Source organism: Escherichia albertii NBRC 107761 = DSM 17582, assembly GCF_000759775.1.
Classification (GTDB): domain Bacteria; phylum Pseudomonadota; class Gammaproteobacteria; order Enterobacterales; family Enterobacteriaceae; genus Escherichia; species Escherichia albertii.
The window spans coordinates 1-16,853 of record NZ_BBMY01000114.1 but is presented as its reverse complement, the minus strand read 5'-3'; the positions used below and the strand labels follow the sequence as shown (position 1 = coordinate 16,853).

Here is a 16,853-nt window from a genome sequence, read left to right as displayed (position 1 = left end):
CCTCTTCCCTCGATAAATGGCAAAGCACAGAGTATTGATGACACTCTGTGCTTCACGTTTACCCTCTCACCTTCACGGCTTTATGCCAGCGCAAACCAAACACATTAATGTACAGTCCGGCCATAATTAGTAGCGCCCCCAAAAATTGCAGTACGCTTAAGTGCTCATCTAACAATACGGCAGCGCTTGCCAGCCCCACCACCGGCACTAATAATGATAACGGCGCAACACGCCAGGTTTCATAACGTCCGAGCAATGTTCCCCAGATCCCATAACCGACAATTGTCGCGACAAATGCCAGATACATCAGCGAAAAAATGGTTGTCATGTCGATAGTAACCAGACTGTGAATTATTTTCCCGGAACCATCAAGAAGCAGCGATGCAACGAAGAACGGAACAATCGGAATTAATGCGCTCCACACCACCAGCGACATGACCGCCGGACGTGACGAGTGCGACATGATCTTTTTATTGAAGATGTTGCCACACGCCCAGCTAAACGCCGCCGCCAGGGTCAACATAAAACCGAGCATTGCCACATGCTGACCATTCAGACTGTCTTCAATCAACACCAGCACGCCAAAAATCGCTAATGCAATCCCCGCCAGTTGTTTGCCTTGCAACCGTTCACCGAAAGTAAATGCGCCGATGACGATGGTGAAGAACGCCTGCGCCTGTAATACCAGTGATGCCAGCCCTGCCGGCATACCGTAGTTCAGGGCGCAAAAGAGAAAGGCAAACTGCCCAAAACTGATAGTAAGGCCGTATCCCAACAGCAGATTAAGCGGCACTTTAGGTCGCGCTACAAAAAAAATTGCCGGGAAAGCCACCAACAGAAAGCGTAAACCGGCCAGCATCAACGGCGGCATATTGTGAAGCCCCACTTTGATGACCACAAAATTGAGTCCCCATACCACCACGACTAATAGCGCCAACAACCCATCTTTTCGCGACATTCTACGGCCTCTGAATGTTGATCTTTTGTCAGTACTCAACTTAACGGAATTTACTTTTCTTTAACAGTTGATTTGTTAATAACCGCCTGCGACGGAATTAATCGCCAAATAAGTCGCTATACTTCGGATTTTTGCCATGCTATTTCTTTACATCTCTAAAGCAAAACATTGCGAAACGCACTGCCGGATAGCCCAATGAACTTATCCTTGAGACGCTCCACCTGCGCCCTCCTCATTTCGTCGTTGTTATTAACCATCGGGCGCGGCGCCACACTGCCGTTTATGACCATCTATTTGAGCCGCCAGTACGGTCTGAGTGTCGATCTGATTGGTTATGCAATGACGATTGCACTCACTATTGGCGTCGTTTTTAGCCTTGGCTTTGGCATCCTGGCGGATAAGTTCGACAAAAAACGCTATATGGTGCTGGCAATTGTTGCCTTCGGCAGCGGTTTTATTGCTATTCCTTTAGTACATAATGTCTCGCTGGTGGTGCTGCTTTTTGCCCTGATTAACTGCGCTTATTCCGTTTTTGCGACCGTACTGAAGGCCTGGTTTGCCGATAATCTTTCATCCACCAGTAAAACGAAGATCTTTTCGATCAACTACACCATGCTGAATATTGGCTGGACTATCGGCCCACCACTCGGCACATTGCTGGTTATGCAGAGTATCAATTTGCCCTTTTGGCTGGCAGCCATCTGTTCCGCTTTTCCCGTGCTTTTCATCCAAATTTGGGTTAAACGCAGTGAGAAAATAATCGCCGCCGGGACGAATAGTGTCTGGTCGCCAAAGGTTTTGTTACAGGATAAAGCCCTGTTGTGGTTCACCTGCTCCGCCTTTCTGGCTTCTTTCGTAGGCGGGGTTTTTGCATCGTGTATTTCCCAATATGTGATGGTGATTGCCGACGGCGATTTTGCCGAAAAGGTGGTTGCGGTTGTTCTTCCGGTAAATGCTGCGATGGTAGTTACGCTACAATATTCTGTGGGCCGCCGCATTAATCCGGCCAACATCCGCATATTGATGACCGTTGGCACACTCTGTTTTGTTGTCGGTCTGGCTGGTTTTGCCTTCTCAGGCAACAGCCTGCTACTTTGGGGAATATCTGCTGCAATATTTACGGTTGGTGAAATCATTTATGCCCCTGGCGAATATATGCTGATTGACCATATTGCGCCGCCCGGCATGAAAGCCAGCTATTTTTCTGCTCAATCATTAGGCTGGTTGGGCGCCGCCGTTAACCCATTGGTAAGCGGCGTGGTGCTCACCACTCTGCCATCATCTTCTCTGTTTGCCATCTTGGCGTTGGCGATCATTGCCGCATGGTTGCTGATGTTAAAAGGCATTCGCACCAGCCTCTGGAGACAACCCGTTCTTTGTTAACGGACGTGCCGTGCCACGCGGGCACGGCTGTTTTTCTGCAGCAAAGACGGTGTTTTTCACCCACATTTTTATTATCTCTTTCGCAATATTGGAAAAACTGCCGTTCTCCGTCCAATTATCCTCTGATTCATTCTTTGTTTAGGTTACCTCTGCTAATATCTTTCTCATTGAGAGATATTAAGGTAAGCGAGGAAACACACCACACCATAAACAAACGGAGGTATATCATGCTGGGTAATATGAATATTTTTATGGCCGTACTGGGAATTATTTTATTTTCTGGTTTTCTGGCCGCGTATTTCAGCCATAAATGGGATAACTAATGAACGGAGATAATCCCTCAACTAATCGGCCCCTTGTTGCAGTTATGCACAAGGGGCCTGATTTTTATGACGGCGAAAAAAAACCGCCAGTAAACTGGCGGTAAATGCTTGCATGGATAGATTTGTGTTTTGCTTTTACGCTAACAGACAATTTCTTGCACTGATAACGCACTGTCGACACAGTAACATCACTTTTCTCAATAGATGTTAAACAGCGCAAAACTAGCTGTTAAACGCGTGAAATAACATCCTGTTTGTTGATAAACATGCAACGATTCCTGCCGGTCTGTTTACCTTCGTACATTGCTCTGTCTGCCCGTCCAATAACCACATCCAGTGGCTCTTCAGGAAATGCGCGACTCACACCCGCAGTCACTGTTATATTTATATGCCCACCAGGATGCGCTATCGCATGGTTATCGACTAACTGACAAATACGAACCCCGGCGTGACACGCTTCATCATCATTTTGCGCTTTGATGATAATAATAAACTCTTCACCGCCATAGCGATAAACTGTTTCGTAATCACGCGTCCAGTTGGCCAGAGACGTCGCCAGTGTACGTAATACCACATCACCTGTTAAATGCCCGTAGGTATCATTCACCAATTTAAAACGGTCTATATCCAGAAGCATTAAATAGAGACTCAGCGGTTCGGCATTACTCAATTGATAATCAAAGGATTCATCAAGAACCCGACGGCCAGGCAATCCTGTCAGAATATCCATATTACTGCGGATGGTCAGAAGATAAATTTTGTAATCTGTCAATGTCGCCGTAAAAGAAAGCAACCCTTCCTGAAATTTTGCAAAATGAGCTTCCTGCCAGCGATTTTCGATAATAGCCAACATTAATTCCCGACCACAGTCATGCATATGTTGGTGGGCAGAATTCATTAACCGAACGTAAGGTAATTCATCATTATCGAGTGGCCCCAGGTGCTCAATCCACTGACCAAATTGACACAACCCATGAGAATGGTTATCCGTAATTTCTGGTTTACTGGCATCTCTTGCGACGACGCTGTGAAACATATTCACCAGCCACTGGTAATGGGCATCGATAGCTTTATTAAGATCTAACAAGATGGCATCGATTTCCGTTGTCTTCTTGATCATTGCCACTCCTTTTTCACCGTTCCTTGTGTGCGCTATTCTAACGAAAGAAAAGAAAACTTATGTCAATATTTTCATAGATACACCTTTAATGGCGCACTCAAAAGTTAACACCGTGATTTAAAACAAATCTGGTAGAAAAAAAGTGATTAATTCTCACCTTATTGGCAAGGTGCGATCTTTTCATGCCATGTTAGAGGGTAAATACAGGCCGCATTCTTTCTGGCAAATTTGTGTGCCAGCAAGCGTTCCTGCTGACACACAATATCCAATTTAACCGTTCAGCCCGCGATGTTGCAGCATCGGCGTAATATGGGGGGCTTTACCGCGCCAGTGGCGATACAAGCGTTCTAAATCTTCGCTATTGCCTCTGGAGAGGATAGCTTCACGAAAACGTTGCCCATTCTCACGCGTTAAACCGCCCTGCTCGACAAACCATTGATAACCATCGTCTGCCAACATTTGCGTCCACAAATAAGCGTAATAACCTGCCGCATATCCGCCGCCAAAAATGTGAGCGAAATAACTGCTGCGATAACGTGGCGGTACCGCGGGAAGCTCCATATTTTCTGCTACCAGCGCTCGTCGTTCAAAATCATCCACATCCTGCATGGCTTCATTTTCCTGCAAACAGTGCCAACGCATATCGAGAAGTGCGGCGCTTAATAGCTCGCTCATCTCATAGCCTTTATTGAACAGGCTGGCATTGCGCATTTTCTGTTGCAACTCTTCTGGCATGGCTTTCCCTGTCTGATAATGACGGGCATAGCGAGCAAAAACCTGCGGATGCATTGCCCAGTGTTCGTTGATTTGCGAAGGGAATTCAACAAAATCACGTGGCGTGTTAGTCCCCGAAAGCGTGGCATAACGCTGGCAGGCAAACAGGCCATGCAGAGTATGACCAAATTCATGGAATAAAGTAATAACATCATCCCACAGTAATAAAGCGGGTTCACCGACGGCTGGTTTCTGATAATTGCAGACGTTGTAAATCACCGGTCGCATTTCATTGAGCGTGGATTGCTCAACAAAATTGCCCATCCACGCGCCACCGCTTTTTGAATCACGGGCGAAGAAATCACCATAAAATAGCGCCAGCCCCACGCCATTATGATCAAAAATTTCCCACACGCGTACATCGGGATGATAGACAGGAATATCAAAACGTTCGACAAACTTGATGCCAAAAAGCTGATTAGCGGTCCAGAATACACCTTCATTCAACACCGTGTTTAATTCGAAATAAGGTTTGATCTGGGCTTCATCGAGATCGAATCTCTCGCGTCGTACCTGTTCAGCATAGAATGCCCAATCCCAGGGCTGAGCGCGAAATTCACCTTGTTGCTGATCGATAATCGCCTGAATTGATGCCAGTTCATCGTCCGCCCGTTTACGCGCCGCCGGAACAATTTCACGCATAAAATTGAGTGCCGCTTCTGGCGTTTTTGCCATCTGGTCGGCAATTTTCCACGCAGCATAATGGGGGAAACCAAGTAATTTCGCCTGTTGCGCCCGAATTTCCACCAGCCGTTGAATAATAGCGCGGGTATCATTGGCGTCATTCTTTTCAGCCCGCGTCCAGCCTGCAGTAAACAGTTTTTCACGCGTCTGACGATCGCGTAGTTCGGCAAGGATCGGTTGTTGTGTGGTATTCAACAACGGGATGAGCCATTTGTTATCCAGGCCTTTCTCGCGCGCCGCCTCTGCCGCCAGCGCAATATCTTGCTCGCTCATTCCCGCCAGTTGTTGAACATTATCAACCACCAGACCGCCGGATTTGTTCGCAGCTAATAGCCGCTGATTAAACTGGCTGGTTAGCGTCGCCGCTTCGGTATTCAGTACTTTTAATTTTGCTTTATCGGCTTCATCCAGTCTGGCTCCGGCAAGGACAAAACGTTGATGAATAACGTCAACCAGACGGACAGATTCACTATCAAGACCTGACGTTTCACGCCGCTGCCAGACAGCGTCAACCCGAGCAAATAATTCGCCATTGAGGTAGATGTCATTAGCCAGTTCTGCCAGTTCCGCCGAGAACTGTTCGTCGAGACGCTGTAATTCATCATTGGTATGCGCCGAAGTCATGGCAAAGAAGACGCTGGTAACACGAGTGAGTAATTCCCCGCTCTTTTCGAGAGCCAGGATTGTGTTATTAAAATCTGGCGTCTGTGGATTTAAAGCTATCTCCTCTATCTCAATCCGCTTTTGCCGCATCCCTTCGTCGAATGCCGGGCGATAGTGGTTATTCTCAATCAGATCAAAATGGGGAGCCATATATGGCAGAGTGCTCTGCGCAAGGAAAGGATTCGTCGTTGACATTTTCTACTCCTGAAAACGAGGTGTTTCATAGCGTAGGCTTCCTGATAACAGAGTGCAATCTTGCAACCAGTATTACCCGCAGGCAAACATCACGTGCTATGTTAGTTACACACAAAAAGCGTTGAGGAACAGTGAGATGATCGTTTTAGTAACGGGAGCAACAGCAGGTTTTGGTGAATGCATTACTCGTCGTTTTATTCAACAGGGCCATAAAGTTATTGCCACAGGCCGCCGTCATGAACGGTTGCTGGAATTAAAAGATGAGCTGGGAGATAACCTTTATATTGCACAGCTTGATGTCCGTAACCGCGCCGCCATTGAAGAGATGCTGACATCGCTCCCTGTCGAGTGGCGTAATATTGATATTCTGGTAAACAATGCCGGCCTGGCGTTGGGTATGGAACCTGCGCATAAAGCAAGTGTTGACGACTGGGAAACCATGATCGATACCAACAATAAAGGCCTGGTATATATGACGCGTGCCGTGCTACCGGGTATGGTTGAGCGTAATCGTGGTCATATTATTAACATTGGTTCCACTGCGGGTAGCTGGCCATATGCCGGCGGCAACGTCTATGGCGCGACAAAGGCATTTGTTCGTCAATTCAGTCTGAACCTGCGTACTGACCTGCACGGCACCGCTGTTCGTGTTACCGACATTGAACCGGGTCTGGTTGGCGGCACCGAATTCTCAAATGTTCGCTTTAAAGGCGATGACGATAAAGCAGAAAAGACTTACCAAAACACCGTTGCACTGACGGCTGAAGATGTTACCGAAGCAGTCTGGTGGGTAGCTACCCTGCCTGCGCATGTCAACATTAACACGCTGGAGATGATGCCAGTAACGCAAACCTACGCCGGACTGAATGTCCATCGGCATTAATTTTTATACCCGGCTTAATCGCCGGGTTATTGCTTGTGACAAAAAAGTGGTAGACTCATGCAGTTAACCCACTCATAAGCAAGAACGCATGACCGTCGAAACGCAACTAAACCCCACACAGCCTGTCAATCAGCAAATTTATCGTATTCTTCGCCGTGACATTGTGCATTGTCTGATTGCACCAGGTACGCCGTTGTCGGAAAAAGACGTCTCTGTTCGTTTCAATGTGTCGCGCCAGCCGGTTCGTGAAGCCTTCATTAAACTGGCTGAAAACGGTCTGATTCAAATTCGTCCGCAGCGTGGCAGCTACGTCAATAAAATCTCTATGGCCCAGGTACGCAACGGCAGCTTTATCCGCCAGGCCATTGAGTGTGCAGTAGCCCGCCGGGCGGCAACCATGATTACCGAAAGCCAGTGCTATCAACTGGAGCAAAATCTTCACCAGCAGCGTATTGCTATTGAACGCAAGCAACTGGATGATTTTTTTGAACTTGATGATAACTTTCATCAAATTCTGACCCAGATCGCCGATTGTCCGCTCGCCTGGGACACGATTGAAAACCTGAAGGCGACCGTTGATCGGGTGCGCTATATGAGTTTCGACCACGTTTCGCCGCCAGAAATGCTGCTACGCCAACACATGGATATTTTTGCTGCACTGCAAAAACACGATGGCGATGCGGTAGAGAAAGCAATGACATTGCACTTGCAGGAGATCAGCGAGTCAGTACTACAGATCCGTCAGGAAAATAGCGACTGGTTCAGCGAAGAGTAATTTATTTCCTCTCATCCCATTCGGGGTGAGAGCCCATCCCCTTCTTCTGGTTCATGCAAGCATCAAAAAAGATGTGAACTTGATCATAAACAAAAAATAATTCACTCGACAGGAGTATTTATATTGCGCCCGTTACGTGGGCTTCGACTGTAAATCAGAAAGGAGAAAACACCTATGACGACCTACGATCGTAACCGTAACGCAATCACCACTGGCAGCCGTGTTATGGTTAGCGGCACCGGTCACACTGGCAAGATCCTGTCGATTGATACCGAAGGTCTGACCGCAGAGCAAATTCGCCGCGGTAAAACCGTTGTTGTTGAAGGTTGCGAAGAAAAACTCGCTCCTCTGGACTTGATTCGTCTCGGCATGAACTAATCGTGTGAATGCCGCCGAAGGCGGCATTGCTTTTTTTACTTCACAGAATATTTCGCCACCGTCGCTTTTGCCCCATCGGCTAATAAAGTCAGGTACGCTTCCGTCACTTTATCAATAAATAAAACATTGTCTGGCAAATCGTTGCCAAATATCGCCTCAATTGCCATCAATGCCTGTACGCGAGCTTCTCCTTCCTCACTGTTTTGTACAGCCTTTTGAATCACGGGTAATAACGGGTCGCTGATCTCAATCGAATTGCCCTGCTCATCTACGCCACCGACATAACGCATCCAGCCAGCGACACCTAACGCCAGCAGATCAAACGCGCTGCCATGCGCTAAATGCCAGCGTACAGAATCCAGCATACGCTGCGGCAGTTTCTGGCTGCCATCCATCGCTATCTGCCAGGTCCGGTGACGTAACGCCGGGTTGCTGTAGCGTGCAATTAATCGATTAGCATAATCTTGCAAATCCACGCCCTGTACCTTCAACGTTGGCGCCTGCTCCTGCAACATCAAGGCATGTGCCGCGTGACGATAACTTTCATCTTCCATGCAATCGTTAATGTGTTGATAACCGGCCAGATATCCCAGATAAGCCAGGAATGAATGGCTGCCGTTGAGCATACGTAGTTTCATCTCTTCATAAGGCAGCACATCTCTAACCAGTTCGGCGCCTGCTTTTTCCCATTCAGGGCGTCCGGCGACAAAACTATCTTCAATGACCCACTGACGAAAAGGTTCACAAGCCACGCCCGCCGGATCGCGTACGCCAGTAAGTTGTTCAAGTTTATCCAGCGTTTCTGCCGTTACTGCAGGCACAATACGATCTACCATCGTTGACGGAAACGTCACATTTTCTTCAATCCATTGTGCCAGTTTTTCATCAATAGCACGCGCATAAGACGTGACAACGTCACGCATAACATGACCATTTTCTGGCATGTTATCGCATGACATCACGCTAAACGCGGGTAATCCGGCGGCTTTACGGCGCGCCAGCGCCTCAACAATGACACCTACCGCGGTTTTTGGCTGGTGGGGATTTTGCAGATCGGCGGCCACCATCGGATGCTCTAACATTAATTGTCCCGTCGCCGGAGAGTGGAAATACCCTTTTTCGGTAATTGTCAGAGAAACGATGGCAATTTGCGGTTCGCACATGGCGAGCAACACGGCTTCTAAACCATCCATTTGCACATGCAGGGCTTTTTTCACGACGCCAACGACACGAGCGGTTCAGGCATCTGCAGACATCTCCGCAACAGTATAGAGATTATCTTGCTGATTTAGATCAGCGATTTGCTGTTCGCCACCAATTAAGTTGACCTCATAATACCCCCAATCACTAAAATGTTCAGCGGCAAGAATATCGGCATAAACACCCTGATGTGCGCGGTGAAATGCGCCAAAACCTAAATGAACAATTCGCGGTATCAGATTATTGCGATCATAGACAGGGAGTGTAGCTTTTGCTGATAACAAATTATTTCCCATAATTCCATATCCTAATTATCAATAATGCTCTTGAACAGATACAATTCTGTTTTATGTATTTAACAATAAAATACTTGCACTCTTCATGAAAAAAACGTCAAGGTGACATCTGCCACCTTGAATAGTTTACATTAATGTTTTGCCCATTCTTGATATTCTGATTTTAATTTTTGTGGTGCTGTTTCTGGCATCAGAATCAAACCACCAATAGAAATAACGCCAAGAACAATTACATAAACAGCCATACCATAATAATGGCCACCGGTAACCTGAAGGATTTTCACTGCAACCAATCCCAATACTCCGCTACCTATTAATGAACCTAATTGCCATATTAAAGCAATGCCGCTACAGCGAATATGGGTTGGGAATAATTCAGGAAAAAATGATGCCTGTGGCGCATAACACATGCTATGACCAAAACTAATGACAATAATCATTACCAACTGTGTTAGCCAGAAGTTATCTTGATTGATTGCCAAAAAGAAAGGAATAATCATGATAACTTGTAATAAAGCCCCCATAATATAAACAGGTTTACGACCAATCTTGTCACAAAACGCCCCCATTAAAGGAATTGCGAATACTTCTATAATGACAGCGACAATCATCGTCTCCATTAAAATATTAGCATCCAGATTGTTAGCTTTCCCATAAGCTAATACAATTACAGTAAACATCGCGAATGTACAAGCTTCAATCAGTTTTGCGCAAACACCTTTTGCTACAATTCCTGGATAATCACGTACAACTTCAATTAGAGGGCGAGACTCCTCTGCTTTTGTTTCCCTAATTTGGGCAAATACAGGGGATTCATCAATTTTTAAACGAATAAACAAACCTACGATTACAAGTAACAGACTCAACAAAAATGGAATACGCCAGCCATAGTCCATCATCGCTTCAGGAGTTAACGTAGCATTGAGTATTGCGAATAATGCCATTGGGAGTAGAAAGCCGACAGGAGCGCCAATCTGAACCCAACTGGCAAAAAAACCACGGCGTTTGGGTTCAGCATATTCAGCAGTCATTAACACAGCACCAGCCTGTTCGCCTCCAACCCCAAAACCTTGTAAGACTCGTATAAATATTAATAATGCTGGAGCCCATATACCGATCTCTTCATAAGTTGGTAGTAACCCAATACAAAAAGTACCTAATCCAACAATTAAGATCGTTATAACTAACGCTTTTTTCCTTCCGACTTTGTCACCTATATGCCCGAATACAATCCCCCCCAGTGGTCGAGCCAGAAAACCAACAGCATATGTGGCAAACGCAGCTAGTGTGCTAATTAAAGGATCATCACTAGGGAAAAATAAATGACCAAAAAATAATACTGCCGCTGTACCGTAAGCAAAAAAATCGTAATATTCAGCAGCAGTACCGATCGCTGAAGCCGACGCAACACGCCGAACGACGGATGTATTCTTGATTTCATTTTTTATATCGACGGAACTAACCATAAAAATCTACCTTTGTAGGATTGAGGAATAATCAACATCCATGTTGTTTGTTTTTAACCTTACCAGTTCCACAGCGTGCCATCTTCCAGACGTGCGACTGGTAGATAGGCAGGTTCGTAGGGATATTTCGCCGCCAGCTTTTCATCAAACTCGATGCCAAGGCCCGGTTTGTCACCTGGATGCATATAGCCGTTATCAAAGGTCCAGTTATGTGGGAACACTTCGAGCATTTGTTCGGAGTACCCCATATATTCCTGGACGCCGAAATTTGGCACCCATAAATCAAAGTGCAGTGCTGCCGCCATGCAAACAGGAGACAAATCAGAAGGACCGTGCGAGCCAGTGCGCACCTGATACAGTGATGCAAAATCAGCAATCCGACGCATACCAGTGATCCCCCCCGCATGGGTCAGCGTTGTTCGGATATAATCGATGAGCTGTTCTTCAATTAATTGCTTACAGTCCCAGATGCTGTTAAAGACCTCGCCCACAGCAATTGGCGTGACAGTATGCTGACGGATGAGACGGAAGCATTCCTGGTTTTCCGCAGGCGTAGGATCTTCCATCCAGAACATGCGGTAGTCTTCAATACTTTTACCAAAGCGAGCGGCTTCAATAGGCGTTAAGCGATGGTGCATGTCGTGGAGCAAATGCTCATCAAAACCAAATTTGTTACGTACTGCGTCGAACAATTTCGGCATGAAATCGAGATATTTTTCCGTCGACCACAACTGTTCTTCCGGCCACTGCCCTTTGGTTGCGGGTTCATAAGCCAGCCCTTTGCCTTTGGACATACCGTAGGTGGTTTTCATGCCAGGAATGCCGCACTGTACGCGGATGGCTTTGAATCCCAGTTCCTGATGGCGAGCATAGTCATCCAGTGCCTCCTCGATGGAGTGCCCCGTGGTGTGGCAATAAACCATAACGCCTTCACGGGAAGCCCCTCCCAGTAACTGGTAAAGCGGCATGTTGGCCACTTTGGCTTTAATGTCCCACAGCGCCATATCCACTGCCGAAATGGCCGACATAGTGACAGGACCACGACGCCAGTACGCGCCTTTATAGAAAAATTGCCAGATATCTTCGATACGATGCGCATCTCGGCCAATGAGCTGCGGGCAAAGGTGATCCTGCAAATAAGAGGCAACGGAAAGCTCGCGCCCGTTCAGGGTGGCATCTCCAAGCCCTGTGATACCGTCCTCGGTGGTGATTTTTAAGGTAACGAAATTGCGTCCCGGACAGGTAACAAAAACTTCAGCCCTTACGATCTTCATATTTGATTCCTTGCATCGCTTGTCGTGATGCATAAAATCTACGCAACTGGGCTACTACCATACAAGTATAAAAATCGTAAAAAGCCATCGTGATCACAAAAAAAGGCGCATATTTGCACCGTGAATAATTGACAGAGGAGTAAAGTTAAGGTGTTTTAGTTCATTAAAATCAACGTATCTTATTGATTTAATATCTTTATGCACGCCACCAGCCAGCGACAATAATCAACATACCACAAAGCGCAATTATGGCTCCCGTCCAGTCGTACAGACTCAGTTTCACCCCATCCACAATTCGCAGCCATAAAAGCGCCGTGCAGACGTAAACACCGCCATAAGCAGCATAAACCCGCCCACTCGCCGCCGGATGCAAAGTCAGCAACCAGACAAAAAGCGCCAGAGAGAGCCCCGCCGGTACCAGCAACCAGATACTGGCGTTCCTTTTCAGCCATAGCCATGGCAAAAAACAGCCAATAATTTCACACAGGGCAGTCGCGAAAAACAGTAACGTTGTTTTAATCATCTTTGTCACTCATTGACATCATGTATAGTTATAGGACGGCATAATATCATCAATATATACATTTCCCTGGTTCGTTTGGCGTTCGCAGTGGATCGTGTAAAATCAGCCCAAACCATTCATGTAAGGAATAAATCATGAATAACACTCTTCGCAAACAACTCTGCCTGCTGGCCTTGCTGCTGCCCGGCGCTCTGGCACTGAGCGCAACAACCTATGCAGAAACCAACAAACTGGTGATTGAGTCTGGTGATAGTGCGCAAAGCCGCCAGCATGCGGCTATGGAAAAAGAGCAATGGAATGACACGCGCAATCTGCGCCAGAAAGTGAACAAACGCACTGAAAAAGAGTGGGATAAAGCCGACGCCGCATTTGATAACCGCGATAAATGCGAACAAAGCACCAACATCAATGCCTACTGGGAACCGAATACTTTGCGCTGTCTGGATCGTCGTACCGGACACGTTATCACCCCCTAACTTGTTATTAAGATAAGGAATGTAAGGACACGTTATGATTAACGCCCACAGTGTTAAGCTACGTCCGCTGGAGCGTGAAGATTTGCGCTATGTGCATCAACTCGACAATAACGCCAGCGTAATGCGTTACTGGTTTGAGGAACCTTATGAAGCCTTCGTTGAACTCTCTGATCTGTATGACAAACACATACACGATCAGAGTGAACGCCGCTTCGTCGTGGAATGCGACGGCGAAAAAGCGGGCCTGGTAGAATTAGTTGAAATTAACCATGTCCACCGCCGTGCGGAATTTCAGATAATTATCTCCCCGGAATACCAGGGTCAAGGTCTGGCCACCCGCGCCGCAAAATTAGCAATGGACTATGGCTTTACCGTACTTAATCTTTATAAGCTTTATCTTATCGTCGATAAAGAGAATGAAAAAGCAATCCACATTTATCGTAAGCTTGGTTTTACGGTCGAAGGTGAACTGATGCATGAATTCTTTATTAACGGTCAATACCGCAATGCCATTCGCATGTGCATTTTCCAGCATCAATATCTGGCAGAGCATAAAGCTCCAGGTCAGAATTTACTGAAGCCAACAGCACAATAGCATTAATAATAATCGATAGTATTTTTGATGGTATAAACTCGTTCGATGGCGGGTTTTACTCCCTCATCAACAATGACCAGATGGCAGTCCACTGGATTAGCGTGGCTGTCATATTCACAAGTTTGTTTGATATTGCCAACCTGTTGATGATTCAACAAAGTAATTGCTGTGTAATCAAGTTTCTTTATCGGATCGTCTGAAGGAGTTGCTGTTACCGATAGTTTTTTATCGTTGCTTTCTGTCGTTTTTCCCAGTGGATATCCCTGTGCATCATAACGATACTCCACCTTCATCTCTTTACTGCTGGCTTTAACCACAAAGCCATTATCATCCGTTTCCCAACTGACGCCCGCGGAGGGTAATTCAGCTAGCTGACATTTACCTTGTAAACGAACTCTTTTCTCCAGCGTTTGCGCATCCCGGTAATAATTAGCATCCAGCACCAGAGCGACTACTGTATTATTTTCCAGATCCAGTAATTCGAGAGAATCGAAGCAGCCTTCTTCCGATAAAGTCCCTGAAACACGCTTCGCCACTTCTCCTTGCTCATTCATTAGTGTCTGGGTGAAATCTTTCACTGGGCCACGCAACGGATCGAAGTCAAATTCATTAGAGAAGCTGGCCATTTCTGGCGTAAAAGAGAGCGTTACCTCCGGGCGGTCACATCCTGTAAGTATTATCGCAAGCAAACATGGCAGTAATTTGTCATTCACGTCAGTCACCTGATTGTAGAGATGATTCTCAATCATAGTAGCAAATACAGTACTTTACACATGAAATGCTATGCTTTAATGAGTAATCTTCCCGTAAGGAGCCAATGATGAAAACTTCTGCTTGTTGTGCCGTGCTTCTGCTTGCCCTCGCCTCACCCGCGGTGCTTGCCGCGCCGGAATCGTGTGAGCGCATAAAAAGCGATATTGCGCAGCGTATTATCAATAACGGCGTGCCGGAAAGTAATTTCACCTTAAGCATTGTGCCGAATGATCAGGTTGATCAACCGGATTCCCAGGTTGTCGGACATTGCGCCAACGATACGCATAAAATTCTCTATACCCGTACCACCAGCGGTAACGTCTCTGCACCTACTCAGGCTACCCAGGACGGCGCATCTGCCGAACCGCAGTAAACATTTACGTGGCATATCTTATCAGGCCCGCAGCTCGCAACGATCCTGTAGGCCTGATAAGTCGTTTACACCACACCTGGCAACTTGCATCTCATCCGACGAATACCTCTTTAGCACTCACACCTTTCTATTGATATGGATTAATAAGCGTTAACCCAATATGGGTAGACTGCATCCATAGTTAGCGCGCTAAATATTCAATATATAATCATTTATATAACGACAGATATCAGGGAGTGAGTTATGTCCAAAAATGAAAGTCAGGTGGGCATTAGCCGCAGAACATTAGTTAAATCAACGGCTATCGGTTCACTGGCACTCGCGGCTGGCGGGTTTTCATTGCCTTTTACGATGCGTAACGCGGCGGCGGCAGTGCAACAAGCCAGTGAGAAAGTGGTCTGGGGCGCCTGTTCCGTCAACTGTGGTAGCCGTTGCCCCTTACGACTTCATGTCAAAGATAATGAAGTCATTTGGGTGGAAACGGATAACACCGGCAAGGATGAGTATGGCAACCATCAGGTACGGGCCTGTTTGCGTGGTCGCTCAATTCGCCGGCGTATTAATCATCCCGACCGTTTGAATTACCCAATGAAACGCGTAGGCAAACGCGGTGAAGGAAAATTCGAACGAATTAGCTGGGATGAAGCGCTGGACACCATCGTCAATAGCCTGAAAAAAACCGTCGAACAGTATGGCAACGAAGCGATATATCTTAATTACAGTACAGGGGTTATTGGCGGAAATATCACACGTTCTTCACCCTATGCATCAATAATCGGTCGTCTGATGAATTGTTATGGCGGCTACCTTAGCCATTATGGCTCCTACAGTACGGCCCAGATATCTGCCGCGATGCCATACACTTATGGCTCTAATGACGGTAACAGCATCTCAGATATTGAGAACAGTAAGCTGGTGGTGATGTTTGGTAATAACCCAGCCGAAACAAGAATGAGCGGCGGCGGCATCACTTATCTTCTCGAAAAAGCGCGTGAAAAATCGAATGCCAAAATGGTGGTGATCGATCCACGCTATACCGACACCGCAGCCGGACGGGAAGATAAATGGCTCCCTATCCGTCCTGGCACTGATGCAGCGCTGGTGGCTGGCATCGCCTGGGTTTTAATTACGGAAAATCTCGTTGATCAGCCATTTCTCGATAAATACTGCATCGGTTATGACGAAAAAACTTTACCGGCGGATGCCCCGCGCAATGGCCATTACAAGGCCTATATTCTTGGCGAGGGAGACGATAAAACAGCCAAAACCCCTGAATGGGCAGCCAAAATTACGGGGATCCCGGAAGCTCGCATCATAAAACTCGCCCGCGAAATTGGCACCACCAAACCTGCCTACATTACTCAGGGATGGGGGCCGCAACGCCAGGCTAATGGCGAACTCACTTCCCGCGCAATTGCCATGCTACCCATCCTTACGGGCAATGTTGGAATTAATGGCGGTAATAGCGGCGCACGCGAAACATCATGGGCTATTACGTTTGAATTGATGCCGGTTCTCGAAAAGCCAGTTAAAACACAAATTTCCGTTTTTACCTGGACTGATGCAATTGTTCGCGGGCCTGAAATGACGGCTTTACGCGACGGCGTTCGCGGCAAAGATAAGCTGGATGTTCCTATCAAATTTATCTGGAATTATGCCGGTAACACGTTGGTTAATCAGCATTCTGATATCAATAAGACTCACGACATCCTGCAAGATGAATCGAAGTGCGAAATGATTGTCGTCATAGAGAATTTGGTG

Annotated in this window: 17 protein-coding genes and 1 pseudogene; 10 read left to right on the top strand and 8 right to left on the bottom strand. The window is 46.7% G+C overall.

What is annotated here, in order from left to right; genetic code table 11:
• Positions 1 to 58: 58 nt before the first annotated feature.
• Positions 59 to 958, bottom strand: coding sequence for an O-acetylserine/cysteine exporter (gene eamA, locus EA14781_RS17595; protein WP_000087180.1), 900 nt, complete (start codon positions 956 to 958; stop codon positions 59 to 61).
• Between the two features lie 195 nt (positions 959 to 1,153).
• Between eamA and ydeE the strand changes: the two genes are divergently transcribed.
• From ydeE to EA14781_RS25470, 3 genes are all read left to right on the top strand, one after another.
• Positions 1,154 to 2,341, top strand: a complete 1,188-nt coding sequence (gene ydeE, locus EA14781_RS17590; RefSeq protein ID WP_001054145.1) for an efflux MFS transporter YdeE — start codon at positions 1,154 to 1,156, stop codon at positions 2,339 to 2,341.
• 227 nt (positions 2,342 to 2,568) lie between these two features.
• The gene (gene mgtS, locus EA14781_RS17585) at positions 2,569 to 2,664 is read left to right on the top strand and encodes a protein MgtS (protein ID WP_000901363.1); all 96 of its coding nucleotides are present in this window, start codon (positions 2,569 to 2,571) and stop codon (positions 2,662 to 2,664) included.
• A complete protein-coding gene (locus tag EA14781_RS25470; protein ID WP_212742113.1) occupies positions 2,664 to 2,768 on the top strand; it encodes a hypothetical protein in 105 nt (34 codons plus the stop codon). Before mgtS ends, EA14781_RS25470 begins: the two co-directional genes overlap by 1 nt.
• A 125-nt stretch (positions 2,769 to 2,893) precedes the next feature.
• Here the strand turns inward: EA14781_RS25470 and EA14781_RS17580 are convergent, their stop codons facing one another.
• The gene (locus tag EA14781_RS17580) at positions 2,894 to 3,784 is read right to left on the bottom strand and encodes a diguanylate cyclase (RefSeq protein ID WP_000592789.1); all 891 of its coding nucleotides are present in this window, start codon (positions 3,782 to 3,784) and stop codon (positions 2,894 to 2,896) included.
• Between the two features lie 270 nt (positions 3,785 to 4,054).
• Positions 4,055 to 6,100 carry a peptidyl-dipeptidase Dcp gene (gene dcp, locus EA14781_RS17575; RefSeq protein WP_000108368.1) on the bottom strand — a complete coding sequence of 682 codons (2,046 nt, stop codon included), beginning with the start codon at positions 6,098 to 6,100 and terminating at the stop codon, positions 4,055 to 4,057.
• 136 nt (positions 6,101 to 6,236) lie between these two features.
• On the opposite strand from dcp, the gene ydfG reads away from it, so the two are divergent.
• The 3 genes from ydfG to ydfZ all read left to right on the top strand — a co-directional run bounded on the left by ydfG (position 6,237) and on the right by ydfZ (position 8,136).
• A complete protein-coding gene (gene ydfG, locus EA14781_RS17570; protein WP_002462120.1) occupies positions 6,237 to 6,983 on the top strand; it encodes a bifunctional NADP-dependent 3-hydroxy acid dehydrogenase/3-hydroxypropionate dehydrogenase YdfG in 747 nt (248 codons plus the stop codon).
• Positions 6,984 to 7,071: 88 nt separating this feature from the next.
• Positions 7,072 to 7,758, top strand: a complete 687-nt coding sequence (gene rspR / locus EA14781_RS17565; protein WP_000215537.1) for a DNA-binding transcriptional regulator rspR — start codon at positions 7,072 to 7,074, stop codon at positions 7,756 to 7,758.
• A gap of 174 nt (positions 7,759 to 7,932) precedes the next feature.
• Positions 7,933 to 8,136: a putative selenium delivery protein YdfZ gene (gene ydfZ, locus EA14781_RS17560; protein ID WP_000214712.1), complete on the top strand. Its 204-nt coding sequence runs from the start codon at positions 7,933 to 7,935 to the stop codon at positions 8,134 to 8,136.
• A 35-nt stretch (positions 8,137 to 8,171) separates the two neighbouring features.
• Here the strand turns inward: ydfZ and EA14781_RS17555 are convergent.
• The 4 genes and pseudogenes from EA14781_RS17555 to EA14781_RS17540 all read right to left on the bottom strand — a co-directional run bounded on the left by EA14781_RS17555 (position 8,172) and on the right by EA14781_RS17540 (position 12,895).
• Positions 8,172 to 9,632: pseudogene (locus tag EA14781_RS17555) on the bottom strand (mannitol dehydrogenase family protein).
• 131 nt (positions 9,633 to 9,763) lie between these two features.
• Entirely contained in the window at positions 9,764 to 11,098 is a 1,335-nt protein-coding gene (locus EA14781_RS17550; RefSeq protein WP_000255060.1) for an MFS transporter, read from the bottom strand.
• A 59-nt stretch (positions 11,099 to 11,157) separates the two neighbouring features.
• The gene (gene rspA / locus EA14781_RS17545) at positions 11,158 to 12,372 is read right to left on the bottom strand and encodes a starvation-sensing protein RspA (RefSeq protein WP_002462119.1); all 1,215 of its coding nucleotides are present in this window, start codon (positions 12,370 to 12,372) and stop codon (positions 11,158 to 11,160) included.
• 196 nt (positions 12,373 to 12,568) lie between these two features.
• Entirely contained in the window at positions 12,569 to 12,895 is a 327-nt protein-coding gene (locus EA14781_RS17540; protein WP_002462117.1) for a YnfA family protein, read from the bottom strand.
• Positions 12,896 to 13,029: 134 nt separating this feature from the next.
• Between EA14781_RS17540 and EA14781_RS17535 the strand changes: the two genes are divergently transcribed.
• Both EA14781_RS17535 and speG read left to right on the top strand, forming a co-directional pair.
• Entirely contained in the window at positions 13,030 to 13,371 is a 342-nt protein-coding gene (locus tag EA14781_RS17535) for a DUF1283 family protein (RefSeq protein ID WP_001066433.1), read from the top strand.
• Positions 13,372 to 13,405: 34 nt separating this feature from the next.
• Positions 13,406 to 13,966, top strand: coding sequence for a spermidine N1-acetyltransferase (gene speG, locus EA14781_RS17530; RefSeq protein ID WP_000606224.1), 561 nt, complete (start codon positions 13,406 to 13,408; stop codon positions 13,964 to 13,966).
• A gap of 2 nt (positions 13,967 to 13,968) precedes the next feature.
• Here speG and EA14781_RS17525 read toward each other — a convergent pair whose 3' ends face one another.
• Positions 13,969 to 14,679, bottom strand: a complete 711-nt coding sequence (locus EA14781_RS17525; protein ID WP_095575737.1) for a YnfC family lipoprotein — start codon at positions 14,677 to 14,679, stop codon at positions 13,969 to 13,971.
• A 107-nt stretch (positions 14,680 to 14,786) separates the two neighbouring features.
• Here EA14781_RS17525 and EA14781_RS17520 point away from each other — a divergent pair, with 107 nt between their 5' ends.
• Together EA14781_RS17520 and EA14781_RS17515 are read left to right on the top strand one after the other, a co-directional pair.
• A complete protein-coding gene (locus tag EA14781_RS17520) occupies positions 14,787 to 15,092 on the top strand; it encodes a DUF1161 domain-containing protein (protein WP_000857964.1) in 306 nt (101 codons plus the stop codon).
• A 243-nt stretch (positions 15,093 to 15,335) separates the two neighbouring features.
• A partial coding sequence (locus EA14781_RS17515; RefSeq protein ID WP_042335976.1) for a DMSO/selenate family reductase complex A subunit occupies positions 15,336 to 16,853 on the top strand: 1,518 nt, incomplete at its 3' end.

Coding starts and splice junctions, on each gene's coding strand:
- ydfG (WP_002462120.1), top strand. CDS start 6,237: ATGATCGTTTTAGTAACGGGAGCAACAGCAGGTTTTGGTGAATGCATT.
- EA14781_RS17540 (WP_002462117.1), bottom strand. CDS start 12,895: ATGATTAAAACAACGTTACTGTTTTTCGCGACTGCCCTGTGTGAAATT.
- mgtS (WP_000901363.1), top strand. CDS start 2,569: ATGCTGGGTAATATGAATATTTTTATGGCCGTACTGGGAATTATTTTA.
- EA14781_RS17535 (WP_001066433.1), top strand. CDS start 13,030: ATGAATAACACTCTTCGCAAACAACTCTGCCTGCTGGCCTTGCTGCTG.
- speG (WP_000606224.1), top strand. CDS start 13,406: ATGATTAACGCCCACAGTGTTAAGCTACGTCCGCTGGAGCGTGAAGAT.
- rspA (WP_002462119.1), bottom strand. CDS start 12,372: ATGAAGATCGTAAGGGCTGAAGTTTTTGTTACCTGTCCGGGACGCAAT.
- eamA (WP_000087180.1), bottom strand. CDS start 958: ATGTCGCGAAAAGATGGGTTGTTGGCGCTATTAGTCGTGGTGGTATGG.
- EA14781_RS17520 (WP_000857964.1), top strand. CDS start 14,787: ATGAAAACTTCTGCTTGTTGTGCCGTGCTTCTGCTTGCCCTCGCCTCA.
- EA14781_RS17580 (WP_000592789.1), bottom strand. CDS start 3,784: ATGATCAAGAAGACAACGGAAATCGATGCCATCTTGTTAGATCTTAAT.
- ydeE (WP_001054145.1), top strand. CDS start 1,154: ATGAACTTATCCTTGAGACGCTCCACCTGCGCCCTCCTCATTTCGTCG.
- dcp (WP_000108368.1), bottom strand. CDS start 6,100: ATGTCAACGACGAATCCTTTCCTTGCGCAGAGCACTCTGCCATATATG.
- EA14781_RS25470 (WP_212742113.1), top strand. CDS start 2,664: ATGAACGGAGATAATCCCTCAACTAATCGGCCCCTTGTTGCAGTTATG.
- ydfZ (WP_000214712.1), top strand. CDS start 7,933: ATGACGACCTACGATCGTAACCGTAACGCAATCACCACTGGCAGCCGT.
- EA14781_RS17550 (WP_000255060.1), bottom strand. CDS start 11,098: ATGGTTAGTTCCGTCGATATAAAAAATGAAATCAAGAATACATCCGTC.
- rspR (WP_000215537.1), top strand. CDS start 7,072: ATGACCGTCGAAACGCAACTAAACCCCACACAGCCTGTCAATCAGCAA.